The sequence below is a fragment of the Dongia sp. agr-C8 genome, from assembly GCF_054658695.1.
In genome coordinates, this window is the sequence record NZ_BAAGHZ010000002.1 from 1,026,271 (window position 1) to 1,039,818 (window position 13,548).

14 protein-coding genes and 1 tRNA gene are annotated in these 13,548 nt (G+C 67.6%); 7 read left to right on the top strand and 8 right to left on the bottom strand.

Going from position 1 to position 13,548, the window contains the following annotated elements; all coding sequences use genetic code 11:
* Window positions 1-11 precede the first annotated feature (11 nt).
* On the bottom strand, window positions 12-1,352 hold the full coding sequence (locus tag ACYQ4T_RS12440; RefSeq protein ID WP_459854378.1) for a dihydroorotase: 1,341 nt from the start codon (window positions 1,350-1,352) through the stop codon (window positions 12-14).
* Window positions 1,353-1,518: 166 nt separating this feature from the next.
* Between ACYQ4T_RS12440 and ACYQ4T_RS12445 the strand changes: the two genes are divergently transcribed.
* Together ACYQ4T_RS12445 and ACYQ4T_RS12450 are read left to right on the top strand one after the other, a co-directional pair.
* Window positions 1,519-1,701 carry a YdcH family protein gene (locus tag ACYQ4T_RS12445; RefSeq protein WP_028099835.1) on the top strand — a complete coding sequence of 61 codons (183 nt, stop codon included), beginning with the start codon at window positions 1,519-1,521 and terminating at the stop codon, window positions 1,699-1,701.
* Window positions 1,702-1,847: 146 nt separating this feature from the next.
* Window positions 1,848-2,219 (top strand): DUF983 domain-containing protein, encoded by a 372-nt coding sequence (locus ACYQ4T_RS12450; RefSeq protein WP_459854381.1) that lies wholly within the window; start codon window positions 1,848-1,850, stop codon window positions 2,217-2,219.
* A gap of 89 nt (window positions 2,220-2,308) precedes the next feature.
* Here the strand turns inward: ACYQ4T_RS12450 and ACYQ4T_RS12455 are convergent, their stop codons facing one another.
* On the bottom strand, window positions 2,309-2,662 hold the full coding sequence (locus tag ACYQ4T_RS12455) for a cupin domain-containing protein (RefSeq protein ID WP_459854384.1): 354 nt from the start codon (window positions 2,660-2,662) through the stop codon (window positions 2,309-2,311).
* A 123-nt stretch (window positions 2,663-2,785) separates the two neighbouring features.
* Between ACYQ4T_RS12455 and ACYQ4T_RS12460 the strand changes: the two genes are divergently transcribed.
* On the top strand, window positions 2,786-4,222 hold the full coding sequence (locus ACYQ4T_RS12460) for an MFS transporter (protein ID WP_459854386.1): 1,437 nt from the start codon (window positions 2,786-2,788) through the stop codon (window positions 4,220-4,222).
* On the opposite strand, the gene ACYQ4T_RS12465 is transcribed toward ACYQ4T_RS12460, so the two are convergent.
* Entirely contained in the window at window positions 4,170-4,829 is a 660-nt protein-coding gene (locus ACYQ4T_RS12465) for a glutathione S-transferase family protein (RefSeq protein ID WP_459854389.1), read from the bottom strand. The genes ACYQ4T_RS12460 and ACYQ4T_RS12465 overlap by 53 nt on opposite strands.
* Before the next feature lie 95 nt (window positions 4,830-4,924).
* Here ACYQ4T_RS12465 and ACYQ4T_RS12470 point away from each other — a divergent pair, with 95 nt between their 5' ends.
* A complete protein-coding gene (locus ACYQ4T_RS12470) occupies window positions 4,925-5,221 on the top strand; it encodes a hypothetical protein (RefSeq protein ID WP_459854391.1) in 297 nt (98 codons plus the stop codon).
* Here the strand turns inward: ACYQ4T_RS12470 and ACYQ4T_RS12475 are convergent.
* The 3 genes from ACYQ4T_RS12475 to ACYQ4T_RS12485 all read right to left on the bottom strand — a co-directional run bounded on the left by ACYQ4T_RS12475 (window position 5,218) and on the right by ACYQ4T_RS12485 (window position 9,229).
* Window positions 5,218-7,344, bottom strand: coding sequence for a sensor histidine kinase (locus tag ACYQ4T_RS12475; protein ID WP_459854394.1), 2,127 nt, complete (start codon window positions 7,342-7,344; stop codon window positions 5,218-5,220). The genes ACYQ4T_RS12470 and ACYQ4T_RS12475 overlap by 4 nt on opposite strands.
* A 422-nt stretch (window positions 7,345-7,766) precedes the next feature.
* Window positions 7,767-8,294 (bottom strand): N-acetyltransferase family protein, encoded by a 528-nt coding sequence (locus ACYQ4T_RS12480; protein WP_459854396.1) that lies wholly within the window; start codon window positions 8,292-8,294, stop codon window positions 7,767-7,769.
* Window positions 8,291-9,229, bottom strand: a complete 939-nt coding sequence (locus ACYQ4T_RS12485; RefSeq protein ID WP_459854399.1) for an N-formylglutamate amidohydrolase — start codon at window positions 9,227-9,229, stop codon at window positions 8,291-8,293. The genes ACYQ4T_RS12480 and ACYQ4T_RS12485 overlap by 4 nt, the downstream gene beginning before the upstream one ends.
* A gap of 201 nt (window positions 9,230-9,430) precedes the next feature.
* Here ACYQ4T_RS12485 and ACYQ4T_RS12490 point away from each other — a divergent pair.
* Window positions 9,431-9,505, top strand: a tRNA-Val gene (locus ACYQ4T_RS12490).
* A 168-nt stretch (window positions 9,506-9,673) separates the two neighbouring features.
* Complete coding sequence (locus ACYQ4T_RS12495; protein ID WP_459854402.1) at window positions 9,674-10,447, top strand: DUF6134 family protein; 774 nt, start codon at window positions 9,674-9,676, stop codon at window positions 10,445-10,447.
* A gap of 31 nt (window positions 10,448-10,478) precedes the next feature.
* Here ACYQ4T_RS12495 and ACYQ4T_RS12500 read toward each other — a convergent pair whose 3' ends face one another.
* Together ACYQ4T_RS12500 and ACYQ4T_RS12505 are read right to left on the bottom strand one after the other, a co-directional pair.
* A complete protein-coding gene (locus ACYQ4T_RS12500) occupies window positions 10,479-11,030 on the bottom strand; it encodes a DUF3833 domain-containing protein (protein WP_459854405.1) in 552 nt (183 codons plus the stop codon).
* An 81-nt stretch (window positions 11,031-11,111) separates the two neighbouring features.
* Window positions 11,112-12,470: an MFS transporter gene (locus ACYQ4T_RS12505; RefSeq protein ID WP_459854407.1), complete on the bottom strand. Its 1,359-nt coding sequence runs from the start codon at window positions 12,468-12,470 to the stop codon at window positions 11,112-11,114.
* 280 nt (window positions 12,471-12,750) lie between these two features.
* Here ACYQ4T_RS12505 and ACYQ4T_RS12510 point away from each other — a divergent pair, with 280 nt between their 5' ends.
* Complete coding sequence (locus tag ACYQ4T_RS12510; RefSeq protein WP_459854410.1) at window positions 12,751-13,500, top strand: tellurite resistance TerB family protein; 750 nt, start codon at window positions 12,751-12,753, stop codon at window positions 13,498-13,500.
* Window positions 13,501-13,548: the final 48 nt, after the last annotated feature.

Consider the following 13,548-nt stretch of genomic DNA (forward strand, 5'->3'; position numbering starts at 1 on the left):
GCAGAAGCTCCCTAGGCGCGACCGATCGTCTCCGTGAACCGCACCGGCGCGCCGATCGGCTTATTCAGCAACTCATCGTCGCGCATGACGATGTTGCCGCGGATCACCGTCGCCTTGACCCAGCCGGTGATCTTCATGCCGGCATAGGGCGTCCAGCCGCATTTGGTGCGGATCCAGTCGTTGGTGATCTCGCGCTTTTCCTTCAGGTCCACGATCGAGAGGTCGGCATCGTAGCCGAGCGCGATGCGGCCCTTGCCGGCGATGTTGAAGATCCGCGCCGGGCCGGCGCTGGTGAGGTCGACCACGCGCTGCAGCGTGAGCCTTCCGGCGTTCATGTGGTCGAGCATGATCGGCAGCAGGGTCTGCACGCCGGGCATGCCGGAAGGCGATTGCGGATAGGGTTTCGCCTTTTCTTCCTTGGTATGCGGTGCGTGGTCGGAGCCGATGCAATCGACCACGCCGTCGCGCACCGCCTGCCAGAGCGCCTCGCGGTGGCGGGCGTCGCGCACGGGAGGGTTCATCTGCGCGAAAGTGCCGAGCCGCTCGTAGCATTCGGGGGCAGCGAAGGTGAGATGGTGCGTCAGGCACTCCATCGTCACCAGGTCCTTGTTGGCGGCGAGGATCGGCACCTCGTCGCCGGTCGAGACATGGAGGATGTGGATGCGGCGGCCGGTCTTGCGCGCCAAGGCGATGATGCGCTTGGTGGCGCGGAGCGCGGTCTCCTCGTCGCGCCAGACCGGGTGCATCTTCGGCTCGGCGCCGCCCTTGACCAGCGCCAGGCGCTCGCGCAGCCGCGCTTCGTCCTCGGCGTGGATGGCGACCCGGCGGCGGCCGTTGGCCAGCACGCGTTCCAGGCTGTCGTCTTCCGCAACCAGCAGGCTGCCGGTCGAGGAGCCCATGAAGATCTTCACGCCGGAGCAGCCCGGGACCAGCTCGGTCTGGGCCAGTGTCTCGACATTCTCTTCCGAGGCACCGACGAAGAAGGCGTGATCGACCCAGGCGCGGCCCTTGGCGCGGTCGAGCTTGTCCTGGATGTCCTTGCCGTCGAGCGTGTTCGGGTTGGTGTTCGGCATCTCGAAGATCGCGGTGATGCCGCCGAGCGCGGCACCTGCCGTGCCGCTTTCCAGATCTTCCTTGTGGGTCAGGCCGGGCTCGCGGAAATGCACCTGGGTGTCGATCGCGCCCGGCAGCACGGTGAGGCCCTTGGCGGCGATGCTTTGCGCGGTCTTGGCGCGGGCCAGATCGCCGAAGGCGGCGACTCGGCCGCCCTTGACGCCGAGATCGGTCTCGATCGGGCCGTTCACGGTCCAGACCGTGCCGCCGATGACCGTCAAATCGAAGGAATCTTCCATCGGGGGCGATTTCCGGGCTGATGTGAAGGCTGTGAACTGATGTCTAAGGCGCTCAAGCCTCCCAGGCAAGCCCGTGCGGCAAGTCCGTGACCTCGGATCGGGCTTGGGATAGAATGCCCGGCAACGGGAGGAGCAAGCATTGAGCGTGATACCCAGCGTCACAGAAATGCGGGTGAAGCTCGAGGAACTTCGGTCGGAGCACCGGGACCTCGACGACGTCATCCAGCGGCTTGCCGAAACCTCGCCGTTCAACCAGCTGCAGATCCAGCGCCTGAAGAAGCGCAAGCTCGCGCTCAAAGATCAGATCATCAAGCTGGAATCGAAGCTGCTGCCCGACATCATCGCCTAGCGTCCATCGCTTTCAGTCCCCCTGCTCCCCAGCGGGGAGCCATTTACCCTTCGTTTAGAATGAGTTTAAGCGACAACCGGTCACATGGATGCGGGACGGAATCCCGCTAAATTGACACTCGTCAAATTGCCCCGGTGCACAAGACCATGTCCTCCCGTCCCACCTGGACCGAAGCGCTGATGCGCGGCCTGAAGCGCAGCTGCCCCCGCTGCGGCAAGGGCAAGATGTTCGCCGGCTATCTGACGCCCGCCGAATCCTGCGCATCCTGCGGGCTCGCCTTCGAGCCGCTGCGCGCCGACGACGCGCCCGCCTATTTCACCGTGTTCCTGGTCGGCCATGTCGTGATCGCCGGCGTGCTGTTCACCGAGCAGCTCGGGCATCCGCCGTATTGGGTGCAGTCGCTCTGGGTGCCGGTCGCGGTGGCGATGATGGGCGTGCTGCTGCCGCTGATCAAAGGCGGCGTCATGGGCGCCATCTATTCCAGCCAGGCCTCCGAGCACCGCCACCCGGCGGAGTAGCCTCACCCCCACATGCGTCATTGCCGGACTTGATCCGGCAATCCTCCTCCGACGGTGCGAGATGCGCGGGTCAAGCCCGCGCATGACGATTAGGATTTGGGCTCGAAGATTGCGTAGAGCTTCTTCACCGGCTCGACCGTTTCCCAGGTGCCGGAGAATCCGCTCGGGATGACGAAGCTGTCGCCCTTGACGAAGGTCTCGGCCTTTCCCGCCGCGTCGGTCAGCACGCATTTGCCTTCGAGGATCGCGCAGAACTCGCTCTCTCTGTAGCTGACCGGCCATTTGCCGACCGAGGATTCCCAGATGCCGGAGAAGAACTGGCCGGTCGCGTCGGTGAAATAGTTCTGCAGCCGCGTCACCGGCGCGCCGGAGATCGGGTTGCTCGGCTTCCCCTCCTCGACGGCGGGCGGATTGGCCCCAAAGCGAATAATGGCATTCGACATAGCGCGCTCCCTGCTGGCTGATGCGCTGTACTTAGCACAGGCCTGCGGCGTTTTGACATCACCCCCCGGAACTCTATAGTCGGCGGCAGCTTCCCGCAGGTGCAGTTCCCCGCGCAGGTCTTCGTGCCAGAACAAAAAGTCGGATGGGGCGCCGTCTTCAAGGACGGGCTCGGCCTCTACACCATCATGCTCAATCTCGGCATCGGCCTGCACGCGGTCGATGTCTTCATCGTCACCACCGTGATGCCCTCGGTGGTGCGCGATATCGGCGGCGCCAGCTATTACTCCTGGACCACCATGCTTTACATGGTGGCCTCGATCATCGGCGCCGCCACCGGCTCGCCGATGAAGGCGAAATTCGGCGCGCGCCGCGCCTATTGCCTGGGCTCGCTGCTGTTCCTGCTGGGCTCGGTCTCCTGCGCCTTGAGCCCGGCGATGTTCGTGCTGCTGGCGGCGCGGCTGGTGCAGGGCTTCGGCGGCGGCCTCATCATCTCGCTGTCGATGGCGCTGGTCAGCGAGCTCTATCCGGAGCGGCTCAGAAAGCGAATCCTCGGCCTGATCTCCTCGACCTGGGGAGTCGCCGCGCTGATCGGCCCGGCGGTCGGCGGCACTTTCGCGGAGTATGGATTCTGGCGCGGCGCCTTCTGGATCAACGCGCCGATCATCATCGGCTTCATGGCGGCGGCCTGGTTCGGCCTGCCGGAGCGCAGCGCCACGCCGCCGAAACACGGCTTTCCCTGGCGGCGCATGGCGCTGCTCAGCCTCGGCGTGCTCTGCGTCGGCGTGGCCAGCAACTGGCACAGCCTGATCGTGCAGGCGGCGCTGATCGTCGCCTCGGTGCTGCTGGTCTGGCAGACCCTGCGGCTCGATGCGGCGGGAGCGGCGAAGCTCTTCCCCAGCCATCCCTTCTCGCCGAAGACCACCACCGGATCAGCGAGCTGGGTGTTCTTCCTTTCCTCGATGACCCATACGGTGATCGGTGTCTTCCTGCCGCTGGCGCTGCAGGTGCTGCACGGCGTCGATCCACTGGTGGCGGGCTATATGACCGCAAGCCTCGCGGTCTCATGGACCGCGGCCTCGATGGCGACCGCGCATCTGCACGGCCGCGCCGCCTCGATCGCGATCATCGCCGGCCAGGTGATGTGCGTGACCGGCCTCGCGGCCCTGGCCTTCGGCATGGAGCAGGTGCCGACCTACGTCATCCCGATGCTGAACGGATTGGTGGGCCTCGGCCTCGGTTGCTCGAATCTCCATGTGACCGCGGCCACCATGCGTCACGCAAAGCCCGGCGAGGAGACGCTGACCGCCTCCTCCATTCCGACGATCCGCTCGCTCGGCATCGCCTTCGGCGCGGCGGCGGCTGGCGTCATCGCCAACGGTGCCGGGTTGACCGATGCGCTGCTGCCGGCCGACGTGTCGCATGCGGTGCTGACGGTGTTCGGGATCGGCGTGCTGGCGCCGGTGGGCGCGCTCATCCTCGCGCTGCGCTTCACCAGCCTGCTGGCGGCTAGCCCAAACCCGGCCAGGAGCGGGCCAGACTCGGCCGGCGCGACACACTGAGCCACCAGCGCGCAAGACGCCTGGAGGCGGCGATCGCCTTCTGCCCTTCCGGAGTCATGGAGAGGTAGGAGGCGATCGGCATCAGCGCGATGTCGGCCAGGGTGACCTGCGGCCCGATCAAGAGCTCCGACTTCTCGCCGTCATGGGCGGCGAGCGAGATCTGCTCGATCGCCTGCAAGGCGTCGGTCATCGGCTGCACCGCCTCTTCCACCAGGCGCAGGTCGGTGGCGCTGCCGAGGAAGGGCGCGAACAGCCGCTGGGTCGCGATCTTGCCGATCGCCGCGGGGTAGAGGTATTCGCGGATGATGCCCTGGATCTCGACCATCATCGCCCGCGGGCGAGCGGCGGAGGGCTGCAGCACGGGACCTTCGAAACCCTCGTCGACATAGCGCAGGATCGACTCGCAATCGAACAGCGCGAAGTCGCCCTCGACCAGCTTCGGCTGCTGGGCGGCGAGATAGCGCAGAAGGTCGGCGAGGCGGAAGCCGCGGGCCCGCAGGATGTCGGGCTCGATCAGGTGATAGAGGACGCCCTTCTCCTCCAGCGCGACCCGGGCCGCGCAGACGAAGCTGCTGTTCGCCGGGCCATGGAGCTCGATTTCCGCCAATGCGCCTTCCCCCGCTGGTAGGCCGCAAGTTACCGGCCGCGCGGAAAGCCGGTCAACTTCCTTGACCGCGCGGGGCCAGCGCCTATCCTCGCCGCATGCGCTTCGATTTCCTCAGCCATTGCCGCCCGGGACTGGTGCTGAAGACCCGCGACCGGCGCGACGCGCGGATCACCGCGGTCGATGCGGCGGCCGGCCTCATCTCCGGTGAGGTGCCGATGCTGGGAGCCTGCGCCTGGCGCGCCGATGGGCGCTATCACCGGGCCCCGGGCGGGGCCGCGGGCCCCTGGGACTTGATGCCGCCGGCACCGGAAAGCGCGGCGACCGGGCAGCGGCGCGAATCCCTGGCCGCGGCGCTGAACGCCGATGACGGCAATCCCGGCTGCTGCGACTAGACCGCGGCGGGCTCGCGCGGCGTGACCCTGACGCCCTGCGCGCCGCGGCGGCGCTGGTCGGGGATCACGATGGTGACCGTGGTGCCGACGCCGACCTCGCTGTCGATGTCGATCGTGCCGCCGTGCAGCTCGCAGATGCCCTTGACGATCGAGAGTCCGAGACCGGTGCCGCGATAGCGGCGCGCGATGTCGCTGTCGATCTGGCCGAAGGGCGAGAGCGCCTTCTCGATGTCGGCGGCGGCGATGCCGATGCCGGTATCGGCGACGCTGAACACCGCCGCGCCCTCGGCGTTGCGCCGGTAGCGCAGCGTCACGTTGCCCGCGGGCGTGAACTTCACCGCGTTCGACAGCATGTTGAGCAGGGCGCGGAACACGGCGCGCGCGTCGGCCTGGATCACCAGCGGCGTGGCCGGCAGGTCCATCACCAGACTGAGACCCTGCAGGCCCGCCTGGTGGCTGACCTGGCGGCCGGCGTCGTCGGCGATGGCCGAGCAGTCGCAGAGCTCGAGCCGCAGCTCCAGCTTGCCGGCCTCGAGCTTCGAGAAGTCGAGGATGTCGTTGATCAGGCTGAGGAGATGCAAGCCGCTCTTGCGGATGTCGCGGATGTAGCTGCGGTAGCGCGGGTTCTCGATCGCGCCGTAGAGCTCGACCTCAAGCACCTCGGAGAAGCCGATGACGGCATTCAACGGCGTGCGCAGCTCGTGGCTGACATTGGCCAGGAACTCGGACTTGGCGCGGTTGGCGACCACCGCCTGCTCGCGGGCCTCGATCAGCGCCTGCTCGCGCGCCTTCAGCTCGGTGAGGTCGCGGGTGACGCCGATCTGGCCGGCGCCGCCGGGCATCTCGAAGCGGCGGGATTCGATCAGGCGGCCCTTGGGCTCGCGGTAGAGCCGGCGCCGGATCGGCTCGCGCTCGCCGCGCTTGGCCGCGGGCACGTCGCCGCACCATTCGCTATCGTCGTCGATCAGCTCGTAGCCGCCGTCGCGCAGCTTCCAGGCGATCAGATCCTGCAGTTTCATCCCGGTCTTCAGCACGCCCGGCGGGAAGTTCCACATCCGCTCGTAGGTCTGGTTCCAATGGCGGATCTCGCCGCCGTTGCCGAGCACCACGATGCCCTCGTCGATCGAATCGATGGTGACGCCGAGCAGGCTCGCCGCCTGCTGCAGGCTGGCATTCTTCGCCGCCACCAGATCGGCATAGCTCTCCGCGGCCCGGCGCGTGCGCAGGAGCTGGTCCAGCGCCATCACGCAGAGGGTGGCGAGCAGCAGGGTCACCAGCGCGATCGGCACCAGCAGGCGGTCGATCAGATGCTGCCCCGGCTGCGGCGGCCGCCACGTGAGATAGGCCACCGGCGTGCCGTCGGCGCCGACCAGCGGCTGACCAATCGCGCCGGATTCGATCGCCGCGGCGGTCCTCAGCCCCTCGACCCGCGTCGCCAGCGCGATCGCGTTCAGGCTGGCGGCATCGAGCGCGGTCAGCATCACCAGCACCGGCTGCGGCGCGACCGGGCCGGCGGGCCGGATATAGGGCGTGACCGCGGCGGCGGCGGCGAGATAGACGGTATCGCCGCGGCCGAGCACGGCATGGACCGGCACCGGCACGTCGGTCGCGCGCGAACGCGCCGCGTCCATCAGTTCGGCGAAGCCGCCGATGAATTCCGGCAGCGTGCCGCGCGCGACCTCGCGCGGACCGATGAAGCCGTAGAGCACGCGGTCGTCGCCGCCGACCGCCAGGATGCCGGTGACCTGCGGGTAGCTGGCGGGGATGGTGAGCGGCCCGATATTGTCCCTGGCCCAGTTCGGCGAGAAGCGGACCGCCAGATTCTCCACCGCGGAATCCCACCAGGCGTAATCGCGGGCGATCGATTCAAGGGTCTTCGCCCGGTCGCTGACCTGGCCCGACATCTCCATCAGCGAGGTCTGCGCCGCCTCGCGGTCGAGCCCGACGCCGCCAAGATAGGTGAGACCGAAAACCGCGCCGACGCCGATCGCGAACAGCATCAGCACCGGCGCCGCGGGTCGCCAGCGCTCGAGCCAGCGGCGCAGGCGCGCCTGCCCCCTGGCGGAAACGCCGCGCGCGTCGCCGCTGAAGGGATTCTGGTCCTGCTGCTGTCCTCGGCCCACCCGTACTTCCGATCTCGCCGGAGATGGGCGCGCAGTCTAACAGCGGCCTCCCGGCGGTTCACGGGGATATACGGTTAGGAACGCTGGGTCCAAGCTTTCCGGCGGGTTGCCCATCCTGCCGCGGGTCCCGTCTCGATTCCCGGAACCGGCCGGAAGAAAAGTTCGAAATTGAACAGTTGCCGCGCTGCAACAGCGATCACTTAGATATTATATGACAATAGCTTAGCGGGTTACCGTAGAGTCACTTTAGATGCTTGACTTTTCGCTTGTGCAGCATCATCTTTTGCAGTGCGACAACGGAAATCTCCCCTGACAGTACGTTGTCGCGGCGCCCCTCATGGGCGTTTCCTCCCAGAACTTGGGCCGTGCCAGACGCACGGCCCTTTTTTTTGAAACGTTTCAATAATGAGCCGGTTCGCCGCTCAGCCCTGCGGCAACGAGGTGTCGCCGTCGCCGAGCGCGCGCTGCATCAGCACGCTGTCCAGCCAGCGTCCGAACTTGAAGCCGACCGCCCGGAAGGTGCCGACCGCGGTGAAGCCGAGGCTGGCATGCAGCCCGATCGAGGCGCGGTTGGCGCTGTCGCCGATCACCGCCAGCATCTGCCGCTTCCCCGCCGCCGTGGCACCTTCGATGATCGCGGTCAGCAATTGACGGCCGATGCCGCGTCCGATGGCACTGGGATCGAGATAGACCGAATCCTCAACGCTGAAGCGATAGGCGCTGCGCGGCCGATAGGGCCCGGCATAGGCATAGCCCAGCAGCCGCTCATCCTCGCAGGCGACGAGATAAGGGAGGCCGAGCTCGACGATGCTGCGCCAGCGCCGCTCGAACTCGGCGAGATCGGGCGGCACTTCCTCGAAGCTCGCGGCACCGTGCAAGACATGGCCGGCATAGATCTCGCGCAAGGTCGCGAGATCGCCGGCGGCGGCGGGGCGAAGCGTGACGCTCAACGCCGGCGGATCAAGGCCGGCGCCTCGCGGGCCAGCATGGCGATCAGGCGTTCCAGCCGCGCCTGGGTCTCCTGGAACTGCGGCAGTCGCTCGAGGGTCTGCTCGTCCATGTAGATCGAGCGGTTGATCTCGATCTGCAGCACATGGATGCCTTCGGTCGGCCGCCCGTAATGCTGGGTCACATAGCCGCCGGAATAGGGATTGTTGCGCCGGACGTTGGCGCCTTCCTTGCGGAGATGCGCCTCGGCCGCGGCGGTGACGGCGTCGGCGCAGGAAGCGCCGAAGCAATCGCCGAGCACGAAATCGACCCGCGAGCGCCCGAGGTCGCGCTCGCCCTGCCCTCCGACCGAAGGCATCGAGTGGCAGTCGATCAGCAGGCAGCCGCCGAACCGCTCGCGCGTCTCCTGCATCAGCGCGGAGAGCGCCTGGTGGTAAGGCCGATAGCAGCGCGCGATCCGCTGCTCGGCTTCGGCGAAGGGCAGCTTGCGGCCGTAGATCTCGCGGTCATTGGCGGCGAGACGCGGGATGCTGCCGAGCCCGGCGGCGACCCGCGGCGAATCGGTGATCGCGGCCTCGGGCAGCCGGTCCTCGAACATCACCGGATCGAGCTCGAAGGCCTCGCGGTTGGCATCGACATAGACCCGCGGGAACAAAGCCTTCAGGACCGGCGCGCCGTGGCTCGGCCCGGCGGCGATCAGCTCGTCCACATAGCAGTCCTCGCTCAGGCGCAAAGTGGCGCGGTCGAGCTTGGCCATCTTCAGGAATTCCGCCGGGTAATGGTCGCCACTGTGGGGCGAGGCCAGGACCAAGGGCGTACTCTGCCGTGCCGGGCGGAGGATTGCGAACGCCGCCGGGTTTTCGGCCTTCTCCCCCGGGGCGGCGGCTTCCGGGGATTCTGGGGATTTGGGCAGGGCCGTGCCGTTGCTCATGCCCATAGATTTAGTGAATTCCGGGCGGGCTGTCAGCGCCTGGATGCCAATGGTTTGCCCCGAGGCTTACCGGAACCAATAAAGCGGTTGATTTCCGGTGCTTGCAAAGCGCCGGAGGGGGTGGTATCTCGCGTGCCGCCGGCCAGACCGGCACCCTTGTCCCGGCCCCGCGTCCGGGGCTGCGTTTTCCAAAAACGCTGTGATATCGGGCGGTTAGCTCAGCGGGAGAGCACTACGTTGACATCGTAGGGGTCACTGGTTCAATCCCAGTACCGCCCACCATCATTCTTCCAGCTCCTAACCCATCTGACGCGGCGGCCCTGCGGCGCCGTCGGCCTCCTGGCTTCATTGCGCCTGCTGTGATCCGGCCGGACGGGACGCTCGTACAAGCGCTGAAGGCCGTTCGACAGGTCGAAACGGCTTGTCTCGACAGCGGAGCATCGCGAAGCCATGCGACAGAGACGAAGCGTCAAACGGATCCTGGCCACCCTGGTCGTGGTGGCCGCGGCCGGCAGCGTCAGCGGTACCTCGGCGGCGTATGCGAACCCGACGGCGGGCGAGATCGACCCGCTGCAGCTCTATGGGCCGGAACTGCGCTTCGACGTCCTGCGCAACGGCGAGAAGATCGGGCAACACAAGGTCGCGTTCCGCAAGACCGCCGACAGCATGCGGGTCGAGTCGCGCTCCGATCTCGAGGTCAATGTGCTGTTCCTGACCGCGTATAGCTTCCGCTACCATTCGGTGGAGAATTGGCGGCGCGGCGAGCTGACCAGCCTCGATGCCACGACCAACGATGACGGCGACTTGCGGCGCGTCGAAGCCCGGCGCGAAGGCGCGGTCTTGAAGGTCCGGAGCGATGCCGAAGAATGGTCGGGGGCGTCGCCGGTCTGGCCCACGACACATTGGAACATCGCGCAGACCGCGGCGCCGGCGGTGCTCAACACGCTGACCGGTGGGCTCAACCGCGTGGACGTGAAAGAATTCGGGGTCGAGACCGTGATGCTGCCCGACGGCCCCCGTCCGGCGCGCCGCTTCGTCTATTCCGGGGACCTGTCTTGCGAGTCCTGGTATGACGCGGACAATCGCTGGGTGAAGCTGCGTTTCGCTGCCGAGGACGGCTCGACGATTGAATATCTCTGCCGGAATTGCGGCGAACCGAAGCGTTCGTCCGCTTCCTCGACCCAGCAGGCCGACGTCGGCGGCGCTGCGGGTGGTCTCGATTGATGTTTCAGGGCGGCGGCGCCGTCGGGACGCCTTACTCGGCAGCGATTTGCGGCTGAGCGATCGACCGAGCGTCGGCGCCCGGCGCGAGACCGGGCATGGCTTGCTGGTTGCGCAGCGGCCAGCGCTGGAACACCAGCGTCGCTTCGCCGACGGCAATGCCCCATTTGCTCACCCGGGCACGGTTCATCAGGATTCCGTCCGGCTGCAGGAACATCCAATCGTCGAACGACACGCGCCAGGTTCCGTCGCCGACCTTCAGGTCCATCTCGTAGCGCCAGTTGAGCGCGTTCCCGGCGGCAAGACCCTTGGCCTCGCCGATCACGTCGCCGGCGCGGCCCTTGTAGCCGTCGACGCCGTCCTTGGTGATGCGCCAGACCCGCTCGTCGGTTTCACCGTCGGCATAGCGGAAGCGCTCTTCCATGACGAAGACGTCGCCTTGCCAGGCACCGTCGATGTCGACGACGAACTGCCGGCGCAGGTTTGCGAAGCGGTCCTCGAAAATGCCCCAGCCGCGGGTCTTGCCGAGGAAGAACTCCTCGACGCGGAGTTTCGGTTCCGCATTGGCGAACTGCTCTGGCTTCATGCTGCTGCATCCTGTCAACGTCGCCAGCAAGAGCAGCCCCCATGCAACACCCACTCTCGCTGACACCATGGCGCTTCCCGTCTATTCGAAGGGGCGCACCCGCCGCCCCAGCCGGCGCCGGATCGCGGTTTGGCGCCGGGCGGTGAGCGGATGGCCCCAGATGATGGCGATCGACACGAGCTTCAGTACGATGGGAATGAGGGCGTAGATCACCACCAGGCCTAAGAGCGCTTGCGGGGGATTGGCGCCGGCATTGGCGTCGAAGCCGAGCCAATCCAGAGCCGGAAAGGCGAATCCGACCGCCCCGGCCAGAGCCAGCTTCGACACCATGCTCCACAGCGCGAACAGGAAGCCGGCGCGCGGCCGTCCGAACCGCCAGGCATCGTAGTCGACGAGATCGGCCTGCATGGCGGGCGGCAGCGCCAGGTCGGCGCCGAGCGCTGCTCCGGTCACGATGCACACGACCAGAAAGATCGGCCATTGCCCCGGCGGGATGAACGGCACCGCCACGAAGGCGGCGCAGCAGATCAGCATCGCCAGGCACCAGGTCCGGTGCTTGCCGAGGCGCCGGCTGAGCCACAGCCAGAGCGGGATCGCGGCGATGCCGGCGGCGAAATAGGCGAAGATCAAGGCGCCCTGCAGCATTTCGCCGACCTGCAGGCCTTGGCGCAGATAGAGCGGGAACAAGGCGGCGGGCAGGCCGTTGGCCAGGCCGTTCAGGAACCAGGCGAGGGTCAGGCGCAGGAAGGGACGGTTGCGCTGCAGGCCCGCCATGAGTGCCGCGGCATCCTGTCGGACGGCGGCACGGCCGGCCGACTCCGGTTCAGGCACCAGCCAGAGCAGCAGCGCCAGGCTCGGCGCGCCGATCAAGATGGCGGCGAGACCGACCGAGGCCTGCGCCTCGCCCAAGGACCAGCCGAGATGCGGCATCGCCGCCAGCAGCGCGCCGGCGGTCAGCACGCCGAACAGGCCGGCGCCTTCGCGCACCGCGGTGATGCGCGCGCGTTCATGATAGTCAACCGAGAGCTCGGCGCCCCAGGCGGCATAGGGAATGGCCACCAGGGTCCAGCCGAGATAGAGCAGCGAGGCCCAGAGCAGCAGGTAGAAAGCGCTCGCCGCGGCCGGCGGCAGGAACAGCTGCATCATCGCGCAGCCGCCGAGCAGCGCGCCGGCGGCGATCCAGGGCTTGCGCCGCCCGAAGCGTGTGGGCCGGCCGTCGCTGAGCAGGCCGATCAGCGGGTCGGTCACGACATCGAGCAGCCGTGCCGCCAGCATCGCCGCGCCGACCGCGCTCAAGGAAAGGCCGACCGTGGTGGCGTAATAGCTCGGCAGCTGCACGTAGACGGGAATGGTCGGAATCGCCAGCGCGATGGCCGGCATGCCATAGACCAGGAGTTGCCAGAGCGGCAGGCGCGGCGATTCCGGGCGATGCCGCATCATGATCGCCGCATCCGGCGCCGCTCGACGTTCCGCATGGGCATGGCTTGACGGCGGCGCATTCGGGGCGGCCCATTTTCATGATTGTTCCCGGAACGGGGCGGGTCCGGCTTTCCCGTCGCGTCGTTACGTCGCGCGTGGCGTCTTGGATCACCGGATCATCCCCGGCCCAGGCTCGAGTTGAGGCCGCGACAGGATCATCCGCGGGCGCGGGTCGGGGTTGAATCGCTTGCCCCGGTCACCACATCAGGCGTCCGGTGATCCAAAGCGAGAGGCTGCGCCCGTGATTGATTCCAAGAAGCTGCTGACGGACTTCCTTGGCCCCAATGCCGCGGGCGTCCTGGATCAGGCCATGGGCAAGGCCAAGGTCGCCGCCGGCAGGGTGAGCGAGAGCAAGACCGGCACCTTCGCGGCCGGCGCGGCGGCCGGTGGCCTGCTCGGCATGCTGCTCGGCTCCAAGAAGGTGAAAAAGCTCGGCGGCAACCTGCTCACCTATGGCGGCGCCGCCGTGCTCGGCGGGCTCGCCTACAAGGCCTGGCAGAATTGGCAGCAGGACAAACCGGTCGCAAGCGCGGGCGGCACCGTCGAGTTCGCACCGGCGCCGCGCGAAAGCGCCTTCGATCCCGCGACCGGCAGCACCGCCGACGATGCGCCCTTCGCGCTCGCCCTGGTGCGCGCGATGATCGCCGCGGCCAAGGCCGACGGTCACATCGATGCCGCGGAGCAGCGCGCGCTGTTCCAGCGCATCGAAACGCTCGGCCTCGATGCCGAGGCCAAGGCCTTCGTTTTCGACGAGCTCTCCCGTCCCACCAATCTCGACGCCATCGCCGCCTTGCCGCGCAGCCAGGAGCAGGCGGCGGAAATCTGGCTGGCCTCGCGCCTCGCCATCGACCCCGACGACGCCCGGGAGAAAGCCTATCTTGCGGCGCTGGGTGCCAAGCTCAGGCTGCCCCCGCCGCTGCTGGCGCATCTCGAGAGCCAGGCTGTCCTGGCCCTGCCGGCGCCGGGCGCGGAGACCCGCGCTTCGGCTTAGGCGAACCGTTTCTGCAGCATCGCTTTCCCGCGCACCTACAGCGGCAGG